The 26,879-nt window shown below is 40.0% G+C and carries 21 protein-coding genes; 11 read left to right on the top strand and 10 right to left on the bottom strand.

Translation table 11 applies throughout. The annotated features are described in order from the left end of the window. Nucleotides 1–11 precede the first annotated feature (11 nt). Both ACN6NB_RS01970 and ACN6NB_RS01965 read right to left on the bottom strand, forming a co-directional pair. Nucleotides 12–1,337 carry an LLM class flavin-dependent oxidoreductase gene (locus ACN6NB_RS01970; protein ID WP_106025700.1) on the bottom strand — a complete coding sequence of 442 codons (1,326 nt, stop codon included), beginning with the start codon at nucleotides 1,335–1,337 and terminating at the stop codon, nucleotides 12–14. 198 nt (nucleotides 1,338–1,535) lie between these two features. Then, nucleotides 1,536–3,323: a right-handed parallel beta-helix repeat-containing protein gene (locus ACN6NB_RS01965; RefSeq protein ID WP_039176499.1), complete on the bottom strand. Its 1,788-nt coding sequence runs from the start codon at nucleotides 3,321–3,323 to the stop codon at nucleotides 1,536–1,538. A 263-nt stretch (nucleotides 3,324–3,586) separates the two neighbouring features. Between ACN6NB_RS01965 and ACN6NB_RS01960 the strand changes: the two genes are divergently transcribed. Then, nucleotides 3,587–5,080 carry a peptide MFS transporter gene (locus ACN6NB_RS01960; protein ID WP_064498671.1) on the top strand — a complete coding sequence of 498 codons (1,494 nt, stop codon included), beginning with the start codon at nucleotides 3,587–3,589 and terminating at the stop codon, nucleotides 5,078–5,080. Between the two features lie 71 nt (nucleotides 5,081–5,151). Here the strand turns inward: ACN6NB_RS01960 and uxaC are convergent, their stop codons facing one another. The 3 genes from uxaC to ACN6NB_RS01945 form a co-directional block, all read right to left on the bottom strand. Further along, complete coding sequence (gene uxaC / locus ACN6NB_RS01955) at nucleotides 5,152–6,603, bottom strand: glucuronate isomerase (RefSeq protein WP_058837318.1); 1,452 nt, start codon at nucleotides 6,601–6,603, stop codon at nucleotides 5,152–5,154. Between the two features lie 82 nt (nucleotides 6,604–6,685). Beyond that, complete coding sequence (locus tag ACN6NB_RS01950) at nucleotides 6,686–7,783, bottom strand: Gfo/Idh/MocA family protein (RefSeq protein ID WP_041089064.1); 1,098 nt, start codon at nucleotides 7,781–7,783, stop codon at nucleotides 6,686–6,688. A gap of 58 nt (nucleotides 7,784–7,841) precedes the next feature. Next, nucleotides 7,842–9,008, bottom strand: a complete 1,167-nt coding sequence (locus ACN6NB_RS01945; RefSeq protein WP_144516385.1) for a Gfo/Idh/MocA family protein — start codon at nucleotides 9,006–9,008, stop codon at nucleotides 7,842–7,844. A 355-nt stretch (nucleotides 9,009–9,363) separates the two neighbouring features. Here ACN6NB_RS01945 and ACN6NB_RS01940 point away from each other — a divergent pair, with 355 nt between their 5' ends. The 4 genes from ACN6NB_RS01940 (at nucleotide 9,364) to ACN6NB_RS01925 (ending at nucleotide 13,663) form a co-directional block, all read left to right on the top strand. Next, complete coding sequence (locus ACN6NB_RS01940) at nucleotides 9,364–10,041, top strand: GntR family transcriptional regulator (RefSeq protein ID WP_218676954.1); 678 nt, start codon at nucleotides 9,364–9,366, stop codon at nucleotides 10,039–10,041. Nucleotides 10,042–10,079: 38 nt separating this feature from the next. Further along, complete coding sequence (gene uxuA / locus ACN6NB_RS01935) at nucleotides 10,080–11,147, top strand: mannonate dehydratase (RefSeq protein ID WP_106025702.1); 1,068 nt, start codon at nucleotides 10,080–10,082, stop codon at nucleotides 11,145–11,147. 23 nt (nucleotides 11,148–11,170) lie between these two features. After that, nucleotides 11,171–12,025: an SDR family oxidoreductase gene (locus ACN6NB_RS01930; protein ID WP_126682201.1), complete on the top strand. Its 855-nt coding sequence runs from the start codon at nucleotides 11,171–11,173 to the stop codon at nucleotides 12,023–12,025. 84 nt (nucleotides 12,026–12,109) lie between these two features. Beyond that, nucleotides 12,110–13,663: an MFS transporter gene (locus ACN6NB_RS01925; RefSeq protein ID WP_039176478.1), complete on the top strand. Its 1,554-nt coding sequence runs from the start codon at nucleotides 12,110–12,112 to the stop codon at nucleotides 13,661–13,663. Nucleotides 13,664–13,766: 103 nt separating this feature from the next. Here the strand turns inward: ACN6NB_RS01925 and ACN6NB_RS01920 are convergent, their stop codons facing one another. Continuing rightward, nucleotides 13,767–15,200, bottom strand: coding sequence for an amino acid permease (locus tag ACN6NB_RS01920; protein WP_126682199.1), 1,434 nt, complete (start codon nucleotides 15,198–15,200; stop codon nucleotides 13,767–13,769). A 314-nt stretch (nucleotides 15,201–15,514) separates the two neighbouring features. Between ACN6NB_RS01920 and tcyA the strand changes: the two genes are divergently transcribed. The 3 genes from tcyA to ACN6NB_RS01905 are packed head-to-tail and all read left to right on the top strand — an operon-like array spanning nucleotide 15,515 to nucleotide 17,765. Beyond that, the gene (gene tcyA / locus ACN6NB_RS01915) at nucleotides 15,515–16,330 is read left to right on the top strand and encodes a cystine ABC transporter substrate-binding lipoprotein TcyA (protein WP_039176473.1); all 816 of its coding nucleotides are present in this window, start codon (nucleotides 15,515–15,517) and stop codon (nucleotides 16,328–16,330) included. Continuing rightward, nucleotides 16,317–17,009 (top strand): amino acid ABC transporter permease, encoded by a 693-nt coding sequence (locus ACN6NB_RS01910; protein ID WP_024424286.1) that lies wholly within the window; start codon nucleotides 16,317–16,319, stop codon nucleotides 17,007–17,009. The genes tcyA and ACN6NB_RS01910 overlap by 14 nt, the downstream gene beginning before the upstream one ends. A gap of 12 nt (nucleotides 17,010–17,021) precedes the next feature. Next, nucleotides 17,022–17,765 carry an amino acid ABC transporter ATP-binding protein gene (locus tag ACN6NB_RS01905; RefSeq protein ID WP_251181559.1) on the top strand — a complete coding sequence of 248 codons (744 nt, stop codon included), beginning with the start codon at nucleotides 17,022–17,024 and terminating at the stop codon, nucleotides 17,763–17,765. A gap of 40 nt (nucleotides 17,766–17,805) precedes the next feature. Here the strand turns inward: ACN6NB_RS01905 and ACN6NB_RS01900 are convergent, their stop codons facing one another. The 3 genes from ACN6NB_RS01900 to ACN6NB_RS01890 all read right to left on the bottom strand — a co-directional run bounded on the left by ACN6NB_RS01900 (nucleotide 17,806) and on the right by ACN6NB_RS01890 (nucleotide 22,811). Beyond that, the gene (locus tag ACN6NB_RS01900; protein ID WP_039176465.1) at nucleotides 17,806–18,090 is read right to left on the bottom strand and encodes an AbrB/MazE/SpoVT family DNA-binding domain-containing protein; all 285 of its coding nucleotides are present in this window, start codon (nucleotides 18,088–18,090) and stop codon (nucleotides 17,806–17,808) included. 98 nt (nucleotides 18,091–18,188) lie between these two features. Next, a complete protein-coding gene (locus ACN6NB_RS01895) occupies nucleotides 18,189–18,749 on the bottom strand; it encodes a class D sortase (protein ID WP_058837314.1) in 561 nt (186 codons plus the stop codon). A 6-nt stretch (nucleotides 18,750–18,755) separates the two neighbouring features. Then, nucleotides 18,756–22,811: an isopeptide-forming domain-containing fimbrial protein gene (locus ACN6NB_RS01890; RefSeq protein WP_474253208.1), complete on the bottom strand. Its 4,056-nt coding sequence runs from the start codon at nucleotides 22,809–22,811 to the stop codon at nucleotides 18,756–18,758. 534 nt (nucleotides 22,812–23,345) lie between these two features. On the opposite strand from ACN6NB_RS01890, the gene ACN6NB_RS01885 reads away from it, so the two are divergent. The 3 genes from ACN6NB_RS01885 (at nucleotide 23,346) to ACN6NB_RS01875 (ending at nucleotide 25,452) form a co-directional block, all read left to right on the top strand. Next, the gene (locus ACN6NB_RS01885) at nucleotides 23,346–23,990 is read left to right on the top strand and encodes a YczE/YyaS/YitT family protein (protein WP_099662957.1); all 645 of its coding nucleotides are present in this window, start codon (nucleotides 23,346–23,348) and stop codon (nucleotides 23,988–23,990) included. Between the two features lie 84 nt (nucleotides 23,991–24,074). After that, nucleotides 24,075–24,665 carry a hypothetical protein gene (locus ACN6NB_RS01880; RefSeq protein WP_144491724.1) on the top strand — a complete coding sequence of 197 codons (591 nt, stop codon included), beginning with the start codon at nucleotides 24,075–24,077 and terminating at the stop codon, nucleotides 24,663–24,665. A gap of 94 nt (nucleotides 24,666–24,759) precedes the next feature. Continuing rightward, nucleotides 24,760–25,452 (top strand): 4'-phosphopantetheinyl transferase family protein, encoded by a 693-nt coding sequence (locus tag ACN6NB_RS01875; RefSeq protein ID WP_073979278.1) that lies wholly within the window; start codon nucleotides 24,760–24,762, stop codon nucleotides 25,450–25,452. On the opposite strand, the gene ACN6NB_RS01870 is transcribed toward ACN6NB_RS01875, so the two are convergent. Beyond that, nucleotides 25,449–26,786 carry an aminotransferase-like domain-containing protein gene (locus ACN6NB_RS01870; protein WP_073979277.1) on the bottom strand — a complete coding sequence of 446 codons (1,338 nt, stop codon included), beginning with the start codon at nucleotides 26,784–26,786 and terminating at the stop codon, nucleotides 25,449–25,451. The two genes, ACN6NB_RS01875 and ACN6NB_RS01870, sit on opposite strands and share 4 nt — an antisense overlap. Between the last annotated feature and the right edge of the window lie 93 nt (nucleotides 26,787–26,879).

Below are 26,879 nucleotides of genomic sequence, written 5' to 3'. Positions count from 1 at the left end.
GTCACCTCACCTTATGTCGTGTAGCGATTTTTTGGCTCTGTTAGTCCGAGATTTTCTCGTAAGGTTTGTCCTGTGTAATCGGTTTTGAATAAGCCTCGTTCCTGAAGGATTGGGACGACGCGGTCTACAAACACATCCAGTCCTTCTGGCAAGAGCGGCGGCATCACATTAAAGCCGTCTGCTGCTTCTTCATTCAGCCATGTTTCCATCACGTCTGCCAGCTGCTCCGGCGTTCCAATGAAAATATTATGACCGCGTGAGCCGGCAACCGATTGATAGAGCTGGCGAATAGTCAGGTTATCCTTTCTCGCCATATTCATCACGAGATCAAAACGGCTTTTCACCGCATTTGACGTGCTCGGATCAATCTCTGGAAGCGGTCCGTCTAACGGATACTGAGACAGATCAATCCCGCCTAAGTAATTTTGCAGAATGCTCAGTCCAATCTCAGGAACAATCAGCTCCTGTAATTCTTCATATTTTGCTCGGGCTTCTTCCTCTGTATCAGCAATGATCGGGAAGATACCCGGCATGATGCTGACGTCCTCTCTAGCACGGCCAGCAGCCTCTACTTTCCCCTTCAAGCTTTGATAAAATTCCTTCGCTTTTTCGAGATCGTTTTGTGCAGTGAAAATGAGCTCTGCTGTTTTTGCTGCAAGCTTTTGACCATCTTCGGAAGATCCTGCTTGAATGATCACAGGCTGCCCTTGCGGCGTGCGTGATACGTTGAGAGGCCCCCTGACTGAGAAGAACTCACCTTTATGCTGGAGCTCATGAAGCTTACTAGATTCGAAGAATTCTCCTGTTTCCTTGTTTCTGATTAGGGCGTCTTCCTCCCAAGAATCCCAGAGACCTTTGACGACTTCGACGAACTCTTCTGCCCGCTCATAACGTTTATGATGTGCTAAATGCTCTTCTCCGCTAAAATTTTTCGCTGTTTCTTCAATAGAAGATGTGACCACATTCCATGCCGCTCTTCCGCCTGATAAATGATCAAGGGAGGCAAACTGTCTTGCAATATGGAAAGGCTCACTGTATGTAGTGGAAGCTGTTGCTGCTAAACCAATCGTTGAAGTAGACTCAGCAATCGATGAAAGCAGCGTGAGCGGTTCAAATCTCGTTAATACGTTCGGATGAGAGGTTTGATTAATGGATAAACTGTCAGCTAAAAAGAGCAAATCCAGCTTTCCTTCCTCTGCCTTTTTCGCTAATTGTTTAAAATAATCTAGGTTCATGGCTGCGTCTGGTACTGCATTCGGATGTCTCCAAGAGGCAACGTGATGTCCAGTTCCTGCGATGAATACGCCTAGCTTGAGCTTCCTTTTCGGCTGTGACACTTGTTCTTCATCCTTTCTATATCCTACATGTATCAAACTGAAGTCCTTAGAAGATACATTTTTCTGATTGAATTAATCGGTTTTATTAATAAAAAAAGGGCAAATGTTGCGAAAAATGAAAAATAATTATTACTATATGCCCTTTTTACAGGATTGTCAACCGCCTTCTGAACCTCCAAAATAAGGGATTTCAAACGCTTATGATGGCGTATCAATCTCAATATTTCCGATGAGCCGGTCTGTGGTATGTGTCAACAATTGACTGCGTTCCAGCATGTTGTGAGCGATGACAGAATGAGTGGAATTTGCGGTGCGGACAGCAATCGCTTTTTGAGGAGATAGATTGATGATGTTATTGCGCAGCACACGAGCTGAGGAAGCCTGGTCAATAAAGATCGCTGTCGGCTGTCCGATCGATCGATTTAAATAGAAGCGGTTATCTCCAATTTGTGGTGAACCATTTTTAATATACATCACCACATATAAGGATGTTTCTTCAAAGGAATTGTCTTTAATTTCTAATGCCCCTGTCGTGCTACTGTATACAGCGTAGTTTTGATAGTTTTTAAAGCGATTCTGCCAGATGAAAGCCTTTGCATTTTCGGTGACACTGATCGTATAGGAAGAATCTAGCTCCGGGTGTCCTTCTTGAATAAAGTGGTTGCCGTTGATCCCTGTTTCCCCTTCCTGCACCCAGATTCCTCTGCTGAATTCTTTGAATTGATTGTGCTGAATAAGGATATTCGTTCCTCTCACCACGGCCGCATCGATAACAGAATAGACCGTATTGTTTGAAAAGACGACACTATCCGATTGATAGATACGCAGGGAGGCGCTCCTTTTTCCGGTATTCGTTCCTGATTCAATATGGTTTCCTTCTATTAGAATACGATTCGCCATATAAACGGACACAGCCGCATCTTCAAAAAGACTAATCTTATTACCTGTAATGTGAACACTGTCTCCCCTCACATCAATCCCTTTTTCAAACCCCTCAATCATATTGCCAATAATAATCACATTGTTTTCGGTTTGGCCAAGTGAGACGCCTAAGCTCGTAATCCCTGCTTTTGTAACACCTCCTCCCACTGCACGAATCATATTGTTGGCAATGATCGTTTCGGTGGAGAAGCCATAGGAGATACTGCTATCTGTATGATTGCCTTCAATGATCACACCATAACCGTTAAAGTTATAGATTGAGCTCGCAGCCCCTCCTCTGACGATGTTGTTTCGAATCTGAATATTCAGCGGTTCTTCCATATTAACGGCATTTTCTCCATAGCCTTCAATATCAATGCCCATTCTTGGCTCGACCCCATTTACTCCTGCTCTTTCCAAGAGACAGTCCTCCACAATGACCCCATCACAGCCTGTAATCGAAATGTTGTTGCGCCTCGAATCTGTGATGGTGCAGCCGGAAATATCAATAGATGCAGCAGGCGAGTACGGTTCACCCTCTGTCAATAAACCATGGGGACTGACAATAATGCCGTCTCCCGTACAATTTTTGATTTGGACATGATTCACCTCGACATGGGAGGCACCTTCAATGCACACCCCAAAGCCCCATTCATGGGTTTTTCGTTCAGAGGGGAGCGGCTTGTATACATGCTCATGACGATCCCCTTCAATACGTCCGCCTCGGATGGTCACATTCTGAACCTTTCCTATATAAAAGGCTGCATACCCCCATGAATCATTTGGTTTTACCTTTATCACAGCGTCTGGCGCCATCTCAATGCATATATGACTTGGCACCCGTATACCTGCACCTCGGAAAGGAAAAAATGAATCACCTCTGTACACCGCATCGATTAAATATGTGCCGCTCGGCAGCCAGACATGGGAATACCCTTGTGCTTTTGTCCATTCTAAACATTCATTGAGCTTGGCTGTGCAATCCGTTTTCCCGTCAGCAATCACGCCAAAATCTAGTACATTGACAACAGGTTTTTTTAGATCAGCTTCATTCAATTCCCCCAACCTAAATCACTCCTTTTCACACATGTTCTCTCGTCATCCTATGCATGTGGTAAAGGTTTGCTTGTACATTGCTTCAAATTTTAAATAAATTCTTCCGGAATAACTTTTCGATAATTTTTACTTCAATGAATTTTTCAATTTTTTGAGTCTTTAAGCCTATTGAACTAACATTTTCCTGTTTTAGAATAGTTTTATATTGACACAAGAACTATACAAGAATATCATTTTTCTCATATCTCTTTTTTTAAGAAAGGATCTATGCCATGTCTACAATTGACCACGATAAAATTGTTAAAAGTGTTCCTCAAAAAGGGTTTTTTGGACATCCAAAAGGACTTTACACACTGTTTTTCACTGAATTTTGGGAGCGTTTCTCCTATTATGGCATGCGTGCACTGCTTATTTATTATATGTACACAGAGGTGACAAAAGGCGGTCTAGGCTTTGACCAGACGACAGCCAATTCGATCATGTCTGTCTACGGTGCGCTTGTCTATATGTCAGGAGTTATTGGCGGATGGCTCGCCGACCGGGTATTTGGTTCGTCCAGTACGGTGTTTTATGGCGGAGTTTTCATTATGCTTGGCCACGTGATTTTGGCTTTGCCAAGTGGAGCAACAGCGCTCTTTATTAGTATGGGACTGATTATTATTGGGACAGGTCTTCTTAAGCCAAACGTTTCAAACATTGTTGGCGACCTGTATACAAAAACAGATCCACGTAGGGACTCTGGATTTAGTATTTTCTACATGGGGATCAACATGGGTGGCTTTATCTCCCCATTAATTGTCGGAACACTCGGTCAAAAAGTGAATTTCCACCTCGGGTTCTCACTCGCTGCCGTTGGGATGCTTGTTGGACTCATTACATTTGTGGTCACAAAAAAACCGAACCTTGGTCTTGCCGGCACTTATGTGACAAATCCATTATCAGCTACCGAACGTAAGAACTTCAAAATTTACGGATCATTGGTTGTGATTTTGCTCGCAGTTTTTGCTGTCATTGGCATTCAAACAGGCGCACTCACAATTAATCTATTCACTTGGTTTGTCAGTGCCCTTGGTGTACTCATTCCGATTGTTTATTTCATTGTCATGTATTTCAGTAAAAAGACGAGTGCAGTGGAGCAATCCAGGGTTCTCGCTTATATTCCATTGTTCCTTGCTGCCGTGATGTTCTGGGCGATTCAAGAACAAGGCTCAAACATTTTAGCGACATATGCAGATCAACGAACAAACTTGAATTTTCTTGGGATGACACTAGCGTCTTCATGGTTCCAATCATTGAACCCAATCTTTATTGTGCTGCTGTCTCCAGTGTTTGCTTGGTTATGGGTCAGACTTGGGAAGAAACAGCCGTCTACCCCGATTAAATTCTCACTCGGCCTTCTGTTTGCGGGGTTATCCTTTATCATCATGATCATTCCTGCATACATGTCCGGTCCGAACACACTTGTGAGCCCATTATGGCTCGTTCTGAGCTTCTTCCTCGTTGTGATCGGAGAGCTCTGCTTATCACCAGTTGGACTGTCAGCGACAACAAAGCTGGCACCTGCTGCCTTCTCAGCGCAAACGATGAGCCTTTGGTTCCTTTCAAATGCGATGGCACAGGCGATCAATGCGCAAGTAGTCAAACTGTTTGATAAAGTGCCAGAAACCGTCTATTTCGGTATCATCGGATTGCTGGCCATCGTTTTATGCGTTGTAATGCTATTACTGACACCAGTGATTAAGAAAGCGATGAAAGGCGTTCATTAATAAAAAACTGGACATGAGTACATCATGTCCAGTTTTTCACTTTATTGATGATCAGTCTTCATATAGAAATTTTATATCTTACTGCATGATTCATTCGTTTTCATTGGTACTGTCTCATTTATTTCGATGTTAAAATAATTCACGGCATTGTGATAACAAATATCTTTGACTATTTTTCCTATAAATTCGTAATCCCTTGGAAGCTCACCATTTTCTATCCAAGTCCCAAATAAATTACATAAAATTCTTCTGAAATATTCATGACGAGGGAACGATAAAAAGCTTCTGGAGTCTGTAAGCATACCTACGAAAGTGCTAAGCAAACCTATATTAGATAATGTTTTCATTTGATCTAGCATGCCGTCTTTTTGATCATTAAACCACCACCCAGATCCAAATTGAATTTTTGCTCTGGCATCAGAAGATTGAAAATTCCCTATAGTAGAGGCCACAATCGCATTATGAACGGGATTTAAATTATAGATAATGGTTTTAGGTAAAAGGTTATCTTTGTCTAATTCATTCAAAAAACCATTTAAATGTCTTGCTAGGTGGAAGTCAGACATAGAGTCGTACCCACTATCTTTTCCCGTTAACTTGAACATTCGTGTGTTATTATTCCTTAAAGCACCTATGTGTAATTGCATGGTCCAATGAAGAGAATGATATTTTTTACTCAGGTGAAGAAGAGTGTTTGTTTTAAATTTATTGATATCCTCTTGGGATAGTGTTTTTCCTTGCAGCGCACGTACAAATATAGAAGATACTTCTTGTTCAGTAGCTGGTGAAAATGGAAATATTTCAAAACCATGATCAGACATTCTGCATCCATTCGCGTGAAAATAATCAATTCGTGAATGTAATGAAGCGATAAAGTTTTCATATGTTAAAACAACGCCGTTGATTGACTCACCTAATTTTTCTATATAATTCACAAAATTTGATTGTTCAATATTTAAAGCTTGATCCGGTCTAAATGTAGGTAGGACCCTAGTAGTAATTCCTACATCTTTACGTATGATTTGATGAATTTTTAAAGTATCGATTGGATCATCAGTCGTACATACAACTTTTACATTAAATTTTTCTAAAATTCCATTTGTGGACATGTTCCTTTCATTTAATCTCTCATTACAGATATCCCAAACTTTATGTGCATTTTTTTCTGAGAACAACTCATTTATATTGAAATAACGACTTAATTCTAAATGTGACCAATGATAAAGAGGGTTTCCTATTGTATATGGAACCGTTTGGGCCCAAGCTAAGAATTTTTCCTTGTCACTTGCATTCCCCGTGATCAATCTTTCTTCTACACCAAACCACCGCATAGCCCTCCATTTATAGTGGTCTCCATTAAGCCAAATATCAGTCATATTTTCATATTTTTTGTTAGCAGCAATGTCATCAGCCATTAAATGCGTATGAAAATCATAGATTGGCATATTTTTCGCGTAATCATGATAAAGAACTTTTGAACTTTCGTGATTAAGCATCATATCTTCGCTTAGGAATGTAGACAATATAGTCACCTCTATACTTATGTTTAGAAAATCTCAATTAAATGAAATAAGGTGTTATTAACAAAAATAACACCCCACTTTTTTAAATCTTACTTAATTCAAACTCCGTATTTACATAGATTGCGTCTCGTTGTGCAATTAAGCATAGTTCTGCGGCTTTAAAAGTATGTTCTTGAGTCATAGCATTTTCAGTATCGTTTAAACAATCTAAAATAAGTTCACCAAAGTAAGGGAATCCTACTTCTCCATTTAGAGAAAAATGTTGCTCTGTCTGTTGATTTACTAAGTATAAATGGTCTCCTATTTTATCCCTTGCTATGTCTACGTATTTGCGAATTTCAATATACCCATCTGTTCCAAGAATGAATGTACGCCCATCCCCCCAAGTGCTAAGGCCATCAGGAGTCAGCCAGTCTACTCTAAAATAGTTTGTAGCCCCATTATCCGCAATTAAAGTAGCATCGCCGAAGTCTTCCAATTCTGGATATTGATGATGTTTGTAATTGCCCACTTTACTATGTACAACTTTTGCATCTTTTGCGCCAGAATAGTAAAGGAATTGTTCAATTTGGTGACTGCCAATATCACATAGAATACCTCCATAATACTCCTTTTCAAAAAACCAGCTTGGTCTGCTTTCTACATTACTACGATGTGGGCCAGTTCCAAGAACTTGTACCACTTTTCCAATGGCTCCTTGTTCAATCAGTTGACCAGCAAATACGGCACTTTCCACGTGCAAACGTTCACTATAATAAACAGCCCATTTAAGCCCCGTTTCAGCTGTTTTTTTACGAGCAAGCTCCAATTGTTCCAACGTTGTAAAAGGTGATTTATCCGTAAAGTAATGCTTACCATGATCTAAAACACGCAGCCCTAAATCACAGCGTTTAGATGTAATGGCTGCGCCTGCCACGAGCCTTACATCTGGATCTTCGAGAATTTCTTTCTCACTTTTGGCTGCCTGTACCTCCGGATAAGCCTTACAAAATTCTTGTACTTTTTTCTGATCATGATCATAAACCCATTTTAATGTAGCCCCAGCCTCAGTTAATCCATTGCACATTGCATAGATGTGTCCATGATCAAGACCTATAGCTGCCATTACGAATTGTCCTTCTGTAACGACAGGGGCACTTTTTCCCTTAGGAGCATAATTCATTCCATCACTTTTCTGCATGATTGTTCCTCCTCTAGCAAGCTTCCAGTTTATTTTTAATAACTTAATAACGTTAGACTCATAGTTTCTCGTAATTTCCTCCAACGGTTATCGTATCGTCTGAAAAATTTTCTACACTGCTTTGTTTTTCATAAAAATGCTTAACGTTCGCGAGCATGCCTTCACGTGTGTAGAAAGGATCGTCTGCTAAAAGAGGAAGCTTCACATGAACACCTTGGTTTGCAGATTTATAGATGGCTGTAATAAGTTCTAGTGTATTTCTTCCTTCTGTTCCATCAATTAAAAGCTTCTGGTTACCCTTGATGGCCATTAAAAAATTATTTATTTGTCCTTTATGCCCTTCAAATAGCAATTCCGGATATTGATTAAAAGCTTCCTGAATACGATTTTCTAAATCCTCATCATTTTTCTCTTGAGGAAACCCATTTTCTTTAGCTATTTGAGCATTTACTTTCCATGGGACAGATACTCTAGCTTTTTCACCTTGAAAAATCAATTGTTGTTCTTCTCCATGATGAACAACAGAACTGGTTACTTGTGCTAAGCTGCCATTTCCATAGCGAAGTACAGCAATCGAAAGGTCTTCAACCTCTGCATTATCATGCAAGGTATTACTAGTTGCTGCAAAAATGTCAGTCGGCAATCCTAACATCCATTGCAACATATCAATATGATGGACAGCATGATTAAGTGTACAACCTCCACCTTCTTTTTCCCATGTACCGCGCCACCATAAATCATAGTAACTATGACCACGCCACCAAAAAGAATCAACTTGAGTATGAGCGATTTTTCCAATGAGGTTTTGATCAAGGACATGTTTTAATCTCATAATGGGCGTCATAAACCTGTTTTGAGCAACAACGGATAAAAGCTTTTGGCTTTCAATAGATGCTTTTATCATTTCGTCACATTCTTTTAGAGAAGAAGCCATAGGTTTTTCTACTAAGACATGTTTGCCTGCTTTAAGAAAATCGATGGCAATGGTTGCGTGCATATAAGGAGGTGTACAAATGGAAACGGCATCAATCGTAGGATCATTCAATAACTCTTGGTAGTTAGCGACAACTCGTGCTTCTAGGTTATATTTTGTTGCTGCAGACATTGCTTTTTCAGGATAAATATCAGCTAAAGCTACAATCTTACTGATTTCAGGCATTGCAAGATAAGCCTCGATATGGGCAGTTGCAATAGATCCAGTTCCTATAATTGCGATGTTGGTCATATCAATCTTTCCCTTCTGCAAGAAGATAAATTTTCACTTCTAATAATGAGATAGCGCTTTCAAAAAAATGAATGACTCACCTAACTGATAGATCAGAGTACCGTTCGTTCTATTAATATTCTAGTTATACTAGTATGGTAGCTCAAAAACATTATAACTCAATCTTTTTGAATTTTGTATAGTTTTTTGAATTTTCTTTTTAATCTCCCTCACTTTTATGATTGATCATGGCTTACATAGTTAGAATCATCAAGAGTTATAAATGCTCATAGGGTAATATTCAGAAAAATTAAATTAGTGTCTACCATTCTAATGCACTTGTATGGTAGTATGTTAGAGAAAGGAGATTAGAATAATGAATATTGATTTTAAAAACCAAAACCTCTCTACGAGGGAACAAGTTTACAATATGCTAAAAGATCAAATATTAAGCCTGAAGCTTCCACCTGGGACAAATATTTCTGAAAAAGAAATATCCGTTCAATTTAATGTTAGTCGAACTCCTGTAAGAGAAAGCTTTTTAAAATTATCTCAAGAAGGATTATTAAGTATCTACCCTCAACGAGGTACATTTGTTTCTTTAATTGATTTGAACCTTGTGGAGGAAGCACGGTTTATGCGAGAACATCTCGAGAAGGCAGTGATTAGACTAGCCTGTCAGGAACCTTCTGAAGAGTTGATTAATGATTTAGATATGAATTTAAGTATGCAAAAAATTTGCGTTAAGAAAAAAGATTATAAAAAAATGTTTGAATTAGATGAGGAGTTTCATAGAACTATTTTCAAACGGTGTAAAAAAGAAAAAACATGGTTAGTTATTCAACAGATGAATGTACACTTTAATAGGAGTCGCATGTTAAGGCTAGTAACAGATTATAATTGGGATAATATTTTTTCTCAACATGTAAATATCTTCAAAGCTATACAAGATCAAGATGCTGATAAAGCTGAAACAATCATGGAAGAGCATTTGAAAATTGCACTTGTTGATAAAGAATTATTGAAGAAAGAATATCCAAATTATTTTAAATAAAAATAGGTTGTTACTTATATTTTTAGGGGTGATGGTAGATGAGGATGACATTTAGATGGTTTGGAGAAGGAAACGACACAATCACACTGGAACAAATAAAGCAGATTCCAGGAGTGGAAGGAATTGTTTGGGCACTGCATGATGTGCCCGCAGGAGAAGAGTGGCCAATAGAAAGAATTGTAGAAATGAAAAAATTAGCTGATAAACATAACCTTCATATTGAAGTGGTTGAAAGCGTGAATGTTCATGAAGACATTAAGCTCGGACTTCCAACTAGAGATCGATACATAGAAAATTATAAGAAAACAATTCAGAAGCTAGCAAAGGTCGGTGTTAAAGTCATATGTTATAACTTTATGCCTGTATTTGATTGGATCCGTACAGACTTAAATAAAACACTTCCTGATGGCTCTACAGCTCTATTTTATGAACATAGTCGAATTAAAGATATTGATCCGAAAGACTTAGTAAATAAAATTAGTGAGAACTCCAGTTTAACCATGCCAGGTTGGGAACCAGAGCGGTTAAATCACCTCCACCACCTTTTTGAAGCCTACAGAAATGTAACAGACGATGATTTATGGGACAACTTGAAATATTTTTTAGATCAGGTTATTCCAATTGCAGAACTTCATGATATTAAAATGGCTATTCATCCTGACGATCCACCTTGGCCTGTCTTTGGTCTACCGCGAATAGTAACTAACCAAAAAAACATCAGAAAAATTTTACAACTAAATAATAGCCCACATCATTGTATAACGCTCTGTACAGGATCTTTAGGAGCAAACTTAGAAAATGATTTAGTTTCTATGATTCACGAATTTATTGATAGAATCCCATTTACTCATATAAGAAATGTACGTGTATATGATAACGGGGACTTTGTTGAAACATCGCATCGATCAAAAGATGGATCAGTAGATGTTTCAGCTATTATACACGCTTATTATGAAAGCGGATTCAAAGGTTATTGTAGACCCGATCATGGAAGACACATATGGGATGAACAATGCAGGCCTGGATATGGTCTTTATGATAGAGCACTTGGAATTATGTATTTGTGGGGAGCTTGGGATGCTTTACAAAATAAACATTCTGTATGAAAAGAAGCAAAGGAGGAAGCTACATGGTAAACATACAAGAAAATAAAAATTTAGCTGGTAAAGTAGCTGTCATAACAGGAGGAAGTGGAGTACTTTGCAGCGCCATGGCAAAGGAACTTGCTAGACATGGCGTGTCTGTGGCCATTTTAAATAGAACAGTCGAAAAAGGTGAAAAGGTAGCCGAAGAAATTAACCTTATGGGCGGGAAAGCGATTGCGATTAAATGTGATGTTCTGAATAAAGAGAGTGTTGAACAAGCCGAGAAAATTGTAACAGAGGAATTAGGCAATTGTACAATATTGATAAATGGAGCTGGTGGTAACCACTCCAGTGCAAATACAACCAATGAAATATTTCAAACAGAAGACCTTACTAATCCTAAGGTAAATACTTTTTTTCATTTAAGTACAGATAGTGTACAAAATGTATTTGATTTAAATTTTATGGGGACTTTTATTCCTACACAAATTTTCACTAAAAATATGGTTCATCGAAAGGGAGCAGTTGTCATCAACATGTCATCTATGAGTGCCCCTTCTCCAATGACCAAAGTGCCTGCTTATAGCGCGGCAAAAGCAGCAATTGAAAATTTCACCAAATGGTTAGCTGTTCATATGGCCGAGGCAGGAATTAGAGTAAATGCCATAGCACCGGGCTTCTTTTTAACCTCACAAAATAAAAACCTTCTCCTAACTGAAGAAGGAGATTATACAGAGAGGTCTCATAAGATTATTTCGAACACACCAATGAGAAGGTTTGGTACGCCAGAAGATCTTCTTGGTACCCTATTATGGCTTGTTGATGATCATATGTCAGCATTTGTTACCGGCGTGACCATTCCTGTTGATGGAGGTTTTATGGCGTATTCAGGTGTTTAATATTTTTATTTTTTTCCTTGTCATACATCTTTATTTTATATGTTTTTTTAAATTTATAAGTAGGCTTGGAAAGGAGAAATAAGAATGCAGACTGAGAACAGGAAACTAACACTCAAAAATTATATTGGTTATGGAACAATGGATTTATTTGGAGGGGGAGCATTCGCTATCATAGGCGCATGGATGTTATATTTTTTTATTACATACTGTGGTCTTACCCCTGTTGAAGCAGGATCTATTATTGCAATTGCTCGTATTATTGATGCGATAGCAAGCCCAATTATGGGCCATATCACTGACAATTTTGGTCGTACAAAACTTGGGAAAAAATTTGGACGACGCAGGTTCTTTTTACTAATTGGAAGCCCTTTGATGGTTATTTATTCTCTTCTTTGGATTTCTGATATGAATTACTGGTACTATTTAACGGTTTATATTTTGTTAGAATTCCTTGCAGCAATGGTATTAATTCCATTTGAAACACTTGGAGCTGAAATGACGAATGATTTTAATGCACGGACCAAGCTCTCAACAATAAGATTAATCTACTCAGGACTAGGAACATTTTTAGCTACCTTTATTCCAGGCAGATTATTCGAAATATTCGGAAAAGATTCACCTCAAGTTTTTCTTTACAATGGAATTATCTTCACCTTTATTTTTATGGCTGCATTATTAATTACACATAGAACAACATGGGAACGTAAAATAGAAGAAGACATGATAGAACCTGATGGTGTAGAAAAAGTACCTGCTATAGAATCCATAAAAAAAGTCATCATTGACTTAACATCTACTTTTAGAATTAGAAGTTTCCGCCAGCACCTCACGATGTATATTTGTTCGTTTACTGCCATGGATATTTTAAACGCTGTCTTTGTCTACTTTGTTGTGTTTTCTTTAAATAAAGATGCAGTGCTCGCAGCCGATTTATTATCTATTGGTTCATTACTTCAAATGGTATGTACCATATTGTTTGGTTGGCTCGTGATTAAAATAGGTCCTGCGCCATCTTTGAAAATATCTTATATTGCTATTATTACATGTATCAGCGGTTATATATTTTTATACTTCACACAACCAACTTATATGATTATAGCGCTGTATGCTTTCTCTTTTATCTTAGGCATCGGAAAGAGTGGGTTATATTATATACCATGGAATATTTACACTTTCATTCCTGATGTAGATGAAATGGTCACTCGTAAAAGAAGAGAAGGAATATTTGCAGGTATTATGACGTTTACACGCAAGAGTACTACAGCTTTAGCCACATTCTTGGTGGGAGTTATTTTACAGGAAAGTGGATTCGTTGCAAGTGCGACGACACAGTCTACGACAGCAATAAATGGGATTGTAGGTATTCTGTTTTTCGGAACTGTAGGGCTAGTCGGGATTAGTTTAGTTATTTCATTTAAATTTAAATTATCTAAGAAAACTCATTCCATTATGATTAATGAAATTAATAGGTTAAAGAATAATGGTTCAATGGAACAGGCTGATGATGAAACAAGAAGTGTTTTGAAAGCGCTAACAGGATGGGATTACGAGAAGCTTTGGGGTAATAATAACGTAGGATATCAGAATAAGCTCCAAAATTTTGAACAACAAGATTTTAAACAGCAGGATATGAACTAACTTTTGTTGTTAGTTGAGAACTTACAGAATCACTTCAAAAAAAACACCTTCAGATTGATATCAGAGGTGTTTTTAAATATCTTAAATTTAGTGTTTTTTGATTTTAAAACCGGATCTCGTCATCTCCATGGATTTGCAGCTTCAGTGGCTCACTTTGTGCCTGATGCTTTTTCAAATAGCGATGATAGACAACATATCCAATGATCATGAGCGGTACGCCGACATATAGCCCGATGCGCTGCTCTTGATCAAAGGCAAGGCTAACCAACACGATGGTATTCAGTGTGATCGCAATGATTGGCAGCACCGGATAAAGAGGCGTTTTAAATTTTAAGTTTTCCAGCTTTCCGCCTGCTTTCAAATATTTTCTACGGAAAAGAAGCTGTGATAATGTAATCGTGATCCAGCCTGTCTGGGCACTCATTCCGGCAATGGACACGATCCAGGCAAATACCGTTTTCTCTGCAAAAAAACCGGATAACAGCGAAATCCCTGTAAACAGGAACGTGAGCAGTAAGGCATTCATCGGAATACCGCGCTGATTGACGCGTCTAAATGCTTTTCCTGCCATTCCTTCCTTCGATAAGGAATACAGCATTCTTGTCGATGCATACAAGCCAGAGTTTGCAACAGATAATAAAGCAATAATAATGACAAAGTTCATGATGTCTGCCGCAAAAGGAATGCCCGTTCTCTCAAACACAGTAACAAATGGACTTTGCAGCACACTTGCTTCCTTCCAAGGCACCATACCGGCTAAGACGAAAATAGATAAGACGAAAAAGACAAGTGTACGCCATACGGTTTGATGAATCGAACGGGGAACGGTTTTCTCAGGGTTTTCACTTTCTCCTGCCGCAATACCGATCAGCTCTGTTCCCTGAAACGAAAAATTCACCGTAATCATCGTGACCACAACGGCCAGCAGACCATTTGGAAACAGCCCATCATTCACAAAATGGCTGAAGTAAGGGGCTGGTTCACCGCTCGTTGTATCAATAAACCCAAACATCGCCGCTCCGCCTACGCCAATAAAGAGTAAAATGGCAATAATTTTAATGGTAGAAAAGAAAAATTCCGACTCCCCGAACGCTTTTGCTGACCGGGCATTTAATAAGAAAAGACAGAGTCCGAATATGAGACACCAAATCCACACATCTACTTGCGGCAGCCAGCGCCTCATCAGCTGTCCTGCTGATAAGAACTCAAGGGCGACCGTTGCCGCCCAGCCGAGCCAATAAATCCAGCCGACAGCAAAACCCGCAGCCGGGCTGACAAATTTCGTCGCATACGTATGAAACGACCCCGACACAGGAAGTGCAACCGACAGCTCCCCAAGACACAGCATGGTTAAATACATGATCAATCCGCCCACAATATATGAAAGAACAGCTCCGACTGGCCCTGCTTGTCCAATCGTATAGCCCGTTCCTAAGAAAAAGCCTGTCCCAATGACACCGCCAAGTGAAATCATAAATAAATGGCGGGAGGTCATCGCCCTTTTCAATTGATCGGGCTGATTTCGTCCAACATCCACAATGATGCCCTCCTTCTTCTAAGATGCTCTGTTATTAAAACATGTCTCCATGTGATTCATTCCATTTTCAAAACAACCTACTAATTATACATCTTTTATAATAAATATGCTTCCTTCTATGGTCACTGTCTCAAAGTCTTTATTTTAGTAATGTTCGCACAAATAAACTGAATGGCTTTTTAGGTTTGAAAGAAATGGGTTGCGGGCATAAAGTTGGTGAGATTCGCTCAAGCTAGTTTCAAATGCTTTACTTTTAGGTTGCTTCTCTGTAAGATCATATGTTGTAAATACCAACAAGAAAAGTGGGGAATAAAATGAAAAAAATGTTCTTTGCCATTATTTTAGGCGCTTGTGTTGCATTGATCACGGCATGTGGATCTGGTGCAAGCGACAACGCGAATAAACAATCTGGGTCTAAGGAATCAGGAGACCTTTGGAAATCCATTCAGGATAAAGGTGTATTAACCATTGGAACTGAGGGTACTTATGCTCCTTTCACTTTCCATGACAAAAAGACAGATAAATTAACTGGCTACGATGTAGAAGTCATCACTGAAGTAGCAAAACGCCTTGACTTAAAACCTGAATTCAAAGAAACACAATGGGACAGTATGTTTGCTGGACTGAATGCAAAACGTTTTGACGTGGTAGCGAACCAAGTTGGGAAAACTGGCCGTGAAAATCAATACGATTTCTCTGATAAATACACGACATCTCAAGCTATTGTTGTGACAAAATCAGATAATAACGACATCAAGAAACTATCTGATGTTAAAGGCAAAAAAGCAGCACAATCGTTAACAAGTAACTACAACAAACTAGCAACAGATGCTGGTGCTAAGATCGAAGGCGTCGAAGGTCTTGCACAATCCATTCAATTGATTCAGCAAGGACGTGCTGATTTGACGTTCAATGACAAATTGGCTGTATTGAATTACTTGAAAACAAGCGGTAACAAAAACCTAAAAGTTGCATTTGAAACAGGAGATCCTCAAGAAACTTATTTCGCATTCAGAAAAGGCAGCGGCGAAGTCGTTGACAAAGTGAATGGCGCATTAAAAGAAATGAAAAAAGACGGTACACTCGCTAAGATTTCTAAGAAATGGTTTGGTGAAGATGTTACAAAATAACATCCTAGGAGTCGTCATTCCTTGGGATCTTCTTCAGCAATCTTTTTGGCCAATGGTGATGCAGGGAATTTATTATACAATTCCCCTCGCCATCATTGCCTTTATTATTGGTATTTTTATCGCGCTTGTGACAGCTCTTGCGAGAATGTCTAAAATTAAAGCCCTCAGATGGATTTTCTCCATCTATGTGTCGGCCGTTCGCGGAACGCCGCTTTTTGTGCAATTGTTTATTATTTTCTATTTCTTTCCGACATTTAATATCACACTGGATCCATATCCAAGTGCCATTATTGCTTTTTCTTTAAACGTAGGTGCGTATGCGTCGGAAATTATCCGTGCATCCGTCCTGTCTGTTCCAAAAGGACAATGGGAAGCAGGTTATTCCATTGGGATGACACATCGCAAAACGCTCGTCCGCGTGATTTTACCGCAGGCTGTGCGTGTATCGATTCCACCGCTGTCTAATTCATTCATTAGCTTGGTGAAGGATACATCCCTTGCCTCCCAGATTCTCGTGGCAGAGATGTTCCGTAAATCACAGGAAATTGCTGCGGCGAACTTGGATCAGATCTTGTTTATTTATATGGAAGCAGCCCTCATCTATTGGGTATTCTGCTTCATTCTATCGCTCGTTCAGCATCAAATTGAAAAACGACTTGATCGATATGTCGCAAGGTAAGGAGGGAACGACATGCTAACAGTCAAAGGTCTCAAAAAATCCTTTGGTGAAAATGAGATTTTAAAGTCGATTGATTTTTCGATCAACAAAGGGCAGGTTGTGGCCATTCTCGGTCCATCTGGTTCTGGGAAAACAACGATGCTTCGCTGTTTAAATGCACTTGAAATACCAAATAGCGGCTCCTTTACCTTCGATGATTTCTCGATTGATTTTTCGAAAAAAAATAAATCAGCTGATCTGCTGAAGCTACGCCGTAAATCAGGAATGGTGTTTCAGGATTATCACCTGTTTCCTCACCGTACAGTGCTTGAAAATGTCATGGAAGGTCCTGTTCAGGTGCAGCGCCGTCCAAAGGAAATGGTTCGAAAAGAAGCCATTCAGCTCTTGCAAAAGGTCGGTCTTGAGGATAAAAAAGACCTGTATCCATTTCAGCTCTCAGGCGGTCAAAAGCAGCGTGTCGGGATTGCCCGTGCACTTGCCATTCAGCCAGAGCTTATGCTTTTTGATGAACCAACTTCTGCGCTTGACCCTGAGCTTGTCGGGGAAGTTTTAAAGGTCATGAAGGATCTAGCGAAGGAAGGCTGGACCATGGCGGTTGTCACACATGAAATCAAGTTTGCCCAAGAAGTAGCAGACGAAGTAATTTTCATTGATGGCGGCGTCATTGTCGAACAAGGTCCTCCGGAAGAAATCTTCAAACGACCAAAGGAAGAACGAACAAAACAATTCTTAAACCGGATTTTGAATCCAGTATGATGAAAAAAGGCTGTTCTCACGTGGTGAGGACAGCCTTTTTTTATATCTCTTTTTGCAGGCGAAGCGCCAGTAAATCTTGCAGGAGCAGCCTTGCTCCCTCTGGACTGATGACCACACCACCAGATAGCACCTTATTGGAACACGTCACTTGCCCTGTTACGATACAAGGTTTGTCCTGCCAATACGGCTTCATTACTATTTGATCTTCTTCTCGATAAATCTCCATAAAATCTTGCGGATGAATGTTCAACCGTTTTCTCATCTCTGTCGGAAGAACAATTCTCCCAAATTTATCTATATATTTAACATAATCGTTATTTAACAAATTGCCCCCTCCTGCATTACTAGATATGATATAGACAATTCCCTCTATATGAAGGGATTAAGCGATCAAATCGGTTAATCTGCAGGCTGTTCCAGTGACTAAATACGCTTCCCATATATGATATATCTGTTTGGTGCAGGACCAATATAGGAAAAAGGGTAACATGTGGTGAGGATAAGTTCTTCCTTTTCCTGTTGTAACGTAATAATTGTTTGATCATCTTTCTTCACTATCTTTGTTTTCTCGATTTCATAGACAAAACGTCCATATGAAAGCTCGATAATCAATTGATCTCCCTTCACAAGTTCTCCTGTTCGTCTAAACACCGTATCACGGTGCCCTGATAAAACGATTTGTCCGTGCTCGTTTGGAAAATAACTCTCGTGAAAGTGACCAACGCCTTTTGCTAAATCATCTGCATCTGTTCCTTCTACAATCGGTAACTCAGCTTTTAGCTTTGGGATGTGCAAAAGCCCAATCGCTTCACCAGTCTGCGGCGCAAAAGGGGAATCTGTTTTCCCCTTTTGCTGAATGGCTGCTTGTGCAGACTGAAATGACTGATCTACTTCTTTTTGCCCATCAACGATATTCAAATATCCTACAATCGCAAGACAAAGCCCTGCTATGATCAATATCGCTGAGATGAATTTTTGAAACATGACCGGTTATCCGTTTCTTTTTCTTCTGTTCCAGACGATAAGAGCTGCACCTATTAATACGAGTGCAAAACCTGCTAGTAAAAGGTTGTACATCGCAGTTGCAGTATTCGGAAGATGATGACCAGGTGTCTCCGTTTCTGAATTAGAAGGCGTATCTGGATTAGTAGGCGTATCCGGATTTGCTGGCACCTCTGGCTTATGCGGTGGTTCTACAGTTGTTGAGTTTTCAGGGTTGTCTGGATCGTCTACATTCTCACCACTTACGACTGCGATATTTTGAATGGTTTTCCCTTCAGATCCTTTGGAAACCTTCGCCTTAAATGTGACTGTATGCCAATCTGTATCTTTGATATCGCCAAATTGACCGGTTACTGTGCCTTTTGTGTAATCTCCATTGTCGTCATCTTTTGCATCTGTTGCGGCTTGTCCATCTACTTTTAGTGAACCTTCGACATATTCAAGACCTTCTGGCAGTTTATCTGCGATGACTAGATCTTTGATGACACTGTCTTCTACACTATTTTTTGTTTTGATGGTGTAAAGGAGCGTGTCGCCTGCCTGTACTTGTTTTTCATCTGTATTGCCTTTTGCTTTTTGAGAGATCTCAGATGTTTTTTCTGATTCAAGCTTTGGATCTCTTGGATCAATTTTTGTTTCTGTTTTTGGCTCTTCTGGCGGCGTGTTTTCGCCTGTTACTTTCGCTGTGTTTTGAATGCTTTTACCTGATTGGCCTTTTGCGACTTTCGCTTCAAAGGTCACTGTATGCCAGTCTGTATCTTTGATATCGCCAAATTGACCGGTTACTGTGCCTTTTGTGTAATCTCCGTTGTCGTCATCTTTTGCATCTGTCGCGGCTTGTCCATCCACTTTTAGCGACCCTTCGACATATTCAAGACCTTCTGGCAGTTTATCTGCGATGACTAGATCTTGGATGACACTATCTTCTACACTATTTTTTGTTTTGATGGTGTAAAGAAGAGTGTCGCCTGCCTGTACTTGTTTTTCATCTGTATTGCCTTTTGCTTTTTGAGAGATTTCAGATGTTTTTTCTGATTCAAGCTTTGGATCTCTTGGATCAATTTTTGTTTCGGTTGATGGCTCTTCTGGCGGCGTGTTTTCGCCTGTTACTTTCGCTGTGTTTTGAATGCTTTTACCTGATTGGCCTTTTGCGACTTTCGCTTCAAAGGTCACTGTATGCCAGTCCGTATCTTTGATATCGCCAAATTGACCGGTTACTATGCCTTTTGTGTAGTCTCCGTTGTCTTCATCTTTTGCATCTGTCGCGGCTTGTCCATCCACTTTTAGTGAACCTTCGACATATTCAAGACCTTCTGGTAGTTCATCAGAAATCACGAGATTGTTGACGATGCTGTCTTCTTCAAGATTCTTTGTTTTGATCGTATAAAGAAGGGTATCGCCGACCTGTGGTGTCTTTTTATCTGTGTTGCCCTCAGCCTTTTTTTGAATGTCCGCTGATTTTTCTGATGTTAGTTTTGGGTCACGAGGGTAAATTTTTGTTTCGGTTGATGGCTTTTCTGGCGGTGTGTTTTCGCCTGTGACGCTAGCTGTGTTTTGAATGTCTTGACCAGCCTGTCCCTTTTCAACTGTTACTTCAAACGTCACGTTGTGCCAGTCCGTATCCTTCACATCACCAAAAGATCCTGTAACCTTTCCATCTGTGTAGTCTCCGCTATCATCGTCTTTTACGTCCGTGACGGATTCTCCATCAATTTGCAGGGATCCAGTGACATACTTCAGTCCTTTTGGTAATTGGTCTGAAATGACTAAATCTTTAATCAAACTGTCTTCTATCGTATTCTTTGTTTTAATCGTATAAAGAAGGGTATCGCCTACTTCTGGATGTTTCTCATCTTTGTTACCTTCTGCTTTTTTCTGCAAGACCGCTGATTTTTCTGATTCGAGCTTTGGATCTCGCGGATAGATTTCTGTTTTTGTTGTCGGTTTCTCTGGTGGTGTGTTGCCCCCTGTGACATTGGCTGTATTTTGAATGTCTTTGCCTGATTGTCCTTTTTCAACCGTCACTTCAAACGTCACCGTATGCCAATCTGTATCCTTAATGTCGCCAAATTGTCCTGAAATGGCTCCGTTTGTAAAGTCTCCGTTATCGTCATCCTTTGCGTCTGTAACTGTATCTCCATCCACCTGTAGTGAATTCGGTACATACGCCAATCCTTCCGGCAGTTCATCTGAGATCACTAAGTTTTCAACGAGACTGTCTTCTTTCGTATTCTTTGTTTTAATTGTATAAAGAAGAGTGTCACCAACCTCTGGATGCTTCTCATCTGTGTTACCTTCTGCTTTTTTCTGTAAGACGGCTGATTTTTCTGATGTTAGCTTCGGGTCACGAGGATAGATTTCTGTTTTTGTTGTCGGTTTCTCTGGTGGTGTGTTACCGCCTGTGACACTCGCTGTATTTTGAATGTCTTTGCCTGCCTGGCCTTTGTTAACCGTCACTTCGAACGTCACTGTATGCCACTTCGCATCTTTCACTTCACCGAACGTTCCAGTAACAGTGCCGTCTGTTATATCTCCGTTGTCATCATCTTTTGTATCCGTGACTGGGTTTCCATCTACCTTAAGTGAATTTGGTACATATGATAATCCTTGAGGTAAATTATCAGAAATGACAAGATCTTCAATGAAGCTATCTTCAACAGCATTACGGGCTTGGATGGTATAAAGCAATGTGTCGCCTACTTCTGGATGCTTCTCATCTGTGTTGCCCTCTGCTTTTTTCTGCAAGACCGCCGATTTTTCTGATTCAAGTTTTGGATCTCGAGGATAGATTTCTATATCTGTTGTTGGATTGCCTGGTGGTGTGTTCTCCCCTTTTACATTGGCAGTATTTTTAATATCCTTGCCTGCCTGACCTTTTCCTACTGTCGCTTCAAATGTCACAGTGTGCCAATCGGTATCTTTCACGTCACCTACTTGTCCTGCAACAGTGCCGTTTGTATAATCACCTTTGTCTTGATCTTTTGCATCTGTTACACTGGCACCATCTACCTTAAGTGAGCCTGCAACATAGCTTAAACTGCTTGGAAGCTGATCTGAAATGATTAGATTTTTAAGAATGCCGTATTGTACTGTATTTTTGGCTCTAATTGTATAAAGAAGGGTATCGCCTACTTCTGGATGCTTCTCATCTGTGTTGCCCTCTGCTTTTTTCTGTAAGATAACTGATTTTTCTGATTCAAGCTCTGGTGGATATGGATCAAATTCTGGTTTTACACGTGAAGCTAGGTCGTAAGATAATGTATCACCTACAGTGCCCATATATGTTGTACTTAATGTTTTCGCATCAAGTGTAAAAAGAGTGGAATGACCAATGGATTCATTTAATCCTGACTGTAATAGCATTTGTCCATTTGGCAAAAAGCTAATTCCCCGAACGCCTCCGTCAATCGTTTTACCATCCGCATTTTTAATTGGAATGACACGAATGACCTCTGCTGTATCAGGGTTCATTTGTGCAATGGCACCACTGCCATTGGATGCGAACCAAAGATAACCGTCCTTATCAACGACAAGGTCTCCGCCAACGCCAGACCCAATCTCATAGCCTACGATTTTTTTGGCCGTTTTTTTACCCGTAACTAAATCGTACGTTCCAAGGAAATACTCACCATTAGAAGCATAAGAATATATATATTTATCTTGATACACAACGGCATTAGTAGCACCTTCAGGTAATTTGGTTACGATCTCTGCCTGCCCTGAGGTCGCATTTATTTTATATAGACTAGGGCTACCGACATTATCTGCAGTTGCATATACAACATTTTCTCGATCACTTACAGCAACACCATTCACTGCACCTACATCGATTCCTTTCACCTGTACACTAGCTTTTACGTTTGTTGGGTTATTTCCATCAAGCTGCTGAAGAACCAGCGGTCTACTCCCAAACATATAGGAATCCGTATTGTTCACAACAACCGTCCCCGCGGCTTTCGTCACTACCGGTGAAACTGTTAATAAATTTCCAGCAATCAGCATTAATATAAGAAATAATTGACTTGTTCTTTTCAATATATTCATTTTTTGACCTCCCCTTTTTCTTGCTTTATATCGTAATGGTATGTACCAGTTCACCTCCCACACTTTGGTAAAGAATATCAGTAACATTTCAAAAGTAACAACATGACTAAATGACTATTTTCGACAAAAATAGTCATTTAGTAACAGGTGCCTCTCAACGTTTGTTTTGCATATGTTTTTTCCAATAAAATGATCTTTTTTTATAGTAAACCTCCGTATTTTTCAACAGGTCTAATGACACAGTTTACATACAATCTCTTCTATCTAAAGATAATTATTCTTTAATTGGTTTAGATTATTTTTTTGTCAAAATATATTGAATTTTTTTCTTTTTCTTTTAAAAGGAGGGAATTAATGGCTTGGTTTGGTAAAAAAAACAATTCGAAAGTCTTGCTGTTTGTTTTGATGTTTTGACCTTTACAAATCAAAAAAATTCTTTTTGGAGTAAGCGATTACAATTGAGCAAAGCCATTTAAAGGGGTGTGAGAGTATGTTACGATGGAAATCGAGTGTTTAAGAAAGAAGGGAATGCTTTTGAAGCGGGAACATCTTTTACGTTGGTTTTTTTATTTTGTTGGATTGATCGTACTAGCTTTTGGACTATCGCTGACAGTGAAAGGGAAGATCCTTGGGATTGGTCCTTGGGACGCTTTCCACTACGGACTGTTTCAGCATTTTGGACTCACAATTGGACAATGGTCCATTATCATTGGTGCACTTATTGTGACACTGACTTCTTTTTTCACGAAATCTTTTCCAAAGATCGGCGCTTTACTGAATATGGTGCTGATTGGTGTGTTTATTGATTTCTTTAATGCGATATTACCTGCACCACATGGGTATTTACCGGCTTTATATGTATTTATTACGGGTGTTGTAGTTTCTGGATACGGTGTTGGCATTTATGTCTCAGCCAATCTTGGCGCTGGGCCAAGGGATTCATTAATGCTGCTCATCTCAGCGAAAACGGGACTGAACGTACAGTGGGTTCGAAATGGCATTGAGTTAACAGTGCTTTTATTTGCATGGATGCTCGGCGGACCGATTGGCATTGGAACGATTTTGACTGCGATCTTCACAGGTCTTGTCCTTCGTTTTTCCTTGCCGCAATCGACACGACTCCTGCAGCTGCTCATTACAAAAACAGCAGAGAAACCTGTTCAAACCCTTACTAGATGAGAACAAGCCATTCTAAGATCAGAATGGCTTTTCTTGTGTTAAAATAAAAAAACAGAATATTCATACATAGGAGTTGGAGATCTCATGCAGCTTTTCCACTATCATTACTGGACACCATTTGTTGAAGAGACAGAACAAGCGTATCGTTCGCTGGGCTTTGAGGTAAAAGGACGTTTCACAAAGGATGGTTCCTTTCATCCCCCGCTCACATGGGATGATTTTAGAGATAAGCAGCCGACCTTTCGAATCATCGAAATGAGAAAAGGTCAGATCAATATCACATTCGGATATAGTAAAAAAGTCTTGTTTGATCACATCGGCTTCCTTGTCCCAAACGAAGAATATGATCAGCTGCTTGCACAAGCTAAAGAATTAAACTGGCCTGTCCAAGAAGGGGAACGGAGAACGTTTCTTTCGACACCTCTTCGTTTAAGGCTTGAATTACAGCGGCGTACAGATGTCATTGAAACTGGAAACGATGCGCTGCATGCTATGACAATTGCTATTCCTGATTTGTCACAGACACCTAAAGTGGATCAGCTGCTATCACCTTTGAATCAGCCCATTCACTGGCAAAAAGGAGAACGCCTTTCCCTGCTTGATGTGGTCATGACGGATATTGATAAAATGGAGACAATTGATCCGAATGGTGTACACATTATGAAACAGACATAAAAGCAGCGAGGCTCGCTGTCCTTTTTACATTAATGGACCCTTTTGCACGTCACTCTCCAATGGTACAATGAATGTAAAAAATTAGAGGTTCGTTATGAAGATATTTGCTATCCAATTACAACACTTAGATGAAATCAATGCACAACAACAAATAGAGCGTTTGAAGCTCTTTGTGTCATCTGAAAAGCGTGTAGCGGCTGATCGCTTTCGTTTTTTGATCGATGCCAGAAGAACCTTGTTAGGTGAGGTGCTGGTTCGTCAAACGATACATGATATGTACGATCTGCCTATGGATCAGATCGTTTTTGAAACTGAGGGCAATGGCAAGCCTGTCGTCCGGCAGCTTCCTTCTTTTCATTTTAATCTTTCTCATTCTGGCGATTGGGTCGTTTGCGCAGTAGATGATGCACCTGTTGGCATTGATATTGAGGAAATCAAACCTATTGATCTGGCGATTGCCAAGCGATTTTTTTCAGCGGATGAGTATCAGGATTTACTCTCACAGCCGGCAGAGCGGCAGGAAGCCTATTTCTTTCATCTATGGTCAATGAAGGAGGCTTTTATCAAACTGACTGGAAAAGGATTATCCTATGGTCTTTCGTCCTTTACAGCCCGTCTTTCAGAGGATGGACAGGCTACGTTGACATTACCTGATCATGAAACGCCTTGCTTTGTTCAAACATATTCAATTGATCCTGCCTACCAAATGGCGGTATGCACACGAAAGTCTGCTGCGGCTGATAGCGTTGAGAGACTCACTTGCAGTGATGTACTGTCCCGCCTTTAATAACGCGTGATTTGCTGAAATACCGTCTTTAATAGATCGACTCCGCGTGTGATCTGCTCTTCTTTCACCTGCCAGATGTTCAGCTGAAAAATCGGGTCCTTTTGATAGGCCTTCAGGTAATGGCGGTCAATTGGCTGAATGGAAACAGATGCCTTTTTCAGCTGCTGAATGAGCTGGTTCATGGGAATCGACCGGTCGACACGTACATGTGTATGGGTAGCCGGCTCCTGTTCTCCCAGCTGATAAGCGCCCTGATCATTTTTTAAACTTGCTACGAGCTGCTTGGAGCGATTTCGATAGCTCGCCCGCATTCTGTCTCTATGCCGCTCAAACATCCCGCTTTTTAAATATATTTCTAAAGCTGCCTGGGACAGCATAGAGCTGTCGATATCAATGAGCCGTTTGTGTTCGCTAAAAGGAGTAATCAGTTCTTCAGGTAAGACGACCGCTCCTGTTCGCAGCCCCGGAAAAATGATTTTAGAAAAGCTTTTCAAATAAATAACCTTTCCTGCCTGATCGTATGAATAAATCGGGTCTCTTTTTGTGTCGAATTCTAAATCTGCTATATAATCATCCTCAACAATGTAGACATCATATTTCTCTGCAAGGGCTGCTATCGCTCTTTTTTCTTGCTTTGATAAACTCGTTCCAAGCGGGTTTTGAAATCGTGGCATCGTATAGAAAAAACGAATCTCCTCTTCTCGAAAGATACGCTCTAATTCGATCAGATCGATCCCTTTTTCCGTCCGCTGAATTCCGCGCACAGGCAATTGGTTTTTCTCTAAATATTGGAGATATAAGTGATAACCCGGCTGTTCTACAAGTATAGTTTGTTTTCCATTCGGAAAAGGGATGGTGCTTAAAATGGATAACGCGAGCTGAATACCAGAGGTCATGACGATCTGTTCTGGTTGAGCAAACACTTGATAATCCATTAATCGCTTTGAAATGACTGGCAGCAGAGATGGTAAACCGTTGGCTGTGCCGTAAATAAATAAGTCGTTTTGATACAAATCGATCGCTTGATTGATGCAGTGCTGAAAATCGACATACGGAAACACCACGGGATCAGGTGCAGAGGAAGCAAAATCAATCCATGTGCCATCCTGCTTACCAACTGATTGCTTCGTTTTCACGACATAATAGCCGCTTCTTTCTACAGAATACAGCAGATGTTCACGCTCCAATGTGTCTAGCGCTTTGATAACAGTGCTTTTACTCACTGCATATTGAGCCGCTAAGTGGCGAATGGAGGGAATTTTCATTCCAGCGCTGTACTCCCCTGAATCCATTTTTTCTTTTAAACTCAAGACAAGCTGATCATATTTCCTCACGCCTTTTCCTCCTTGTACCGGTACAGATATTATGTTCTCTTATTGTACACGTTAGATGTTCCGATTACGATAGAAGAACAGAACCGGTCAATT

This window comes from Bacillus sp. 11B20 (genome assembly GCF_056098985.1).
The sequence above is the reverse complement of the archived record's forward strand: the minus strand, read 5'-3'. Positions and strand labels throughout refer to the sequence as shown.

Excerpts from the sequence above, each read along its gene's own strand:
- ACN6NB_RS01960 (WP_064498671.1), top strand. The coding sequence starts at position 3,587 with ATGTCTACAATTGACCACGATAAAATTGTTAAAAGTGTTCCTCAAAAA.
- ACN6NB_RS01950 (WP_041089064.1), bottom strand. The coding sequence starts at position 7,783 with ATGCAGAAAAGTGATGGAATGAATTATGCTCCTAAGGGAAAAAGTGCC.
- ACN6NB_RS01945 (WP_144516385.1), bottom strand. The coding sequence starts at position 9,008 with ATGACCAACATCGCAATTATAGGAACTGGATCTATTGCAACTGCCCAT.
- ACN6NB_RS01940 (WP_218676954.1), top strand. The coding sequence starts at position 9,364 with ATGAATATTGATTTTAAAAACCAAAACCTCTCTACGAGGGAACAAGTT.
- uxuA (WP_106025702.1), top strand. The coding sequence starts at position 10,080 with ATGAGGATGACATTTAGATGGTTTGGAGAAGGAAACGACACAATCACA.
- ACN6NB_RS01930 (WP_126682201.1), top strand. The coding sequence starts at position 11,171 with ATGGTAAACATACAAGAAAATAAAAATTTAGCTGGTAAAGTAGCTGTC.
- ACN6NB_RS01925 (WP_039176478.1), top strand. The coding sequence starts at position 12,110 with ATGCAGACTGAGAACAGGAAACTAACACTCAAAAATTATATTGGTTAT.
- tcyA (WP_039176473.1), top strand. The coding sequence starts at position 15,515 with ATGAAAAAAATGTTCTTTGCCATTATTTTAGGCGCTTGTGTTGCATTG.
- ACN6NB_RS01910 (WP_024424286.1), top strand. The coding sequence starts at position 16,317 with ATGTTACAAAATAACATCCTAGGAGTCGTCATTCCTTGGGATCTTCTT.
- ACN6NB_RS01905 (WP_251181559.1), top strand. The coding sequence starts at position 17,022 with ATGCTAACAGTCAAAGGTCTCAAAAAATCCTTTGGTGAAAATGAGATT.
- ACN6NB_RS01895 (WP_058837314.1), bottom strand. The coding sequence starts at position 18,749 with ATGTTTCAAAAATTCATCTCAGCGATATTGATCATAGCAGGGCTTTGT.
- ACN6NB_RS01890 (WP_474253208.1), bottom strand. The coding sequence starts at position 22,811 with ATGAATATATTGAAAAGAACAAGTCAATTATTTCTTATATTAATGCTG.
- ACN6NB_RS01880 (WP_144491724.1), top strand. The coding sequence starts at position 24,075 with ATGCAGCTTTTCCACTATCATTACTGGACACCATTTGTTGAAGAGACA.
- ACN6NB_RS01875 (WP_073979278.1), top strand. The coding sequence starts at position 24,760 with ATGAAGATATTTGCTATCCAATTACAACACTTAGATGAAATCAATGCA.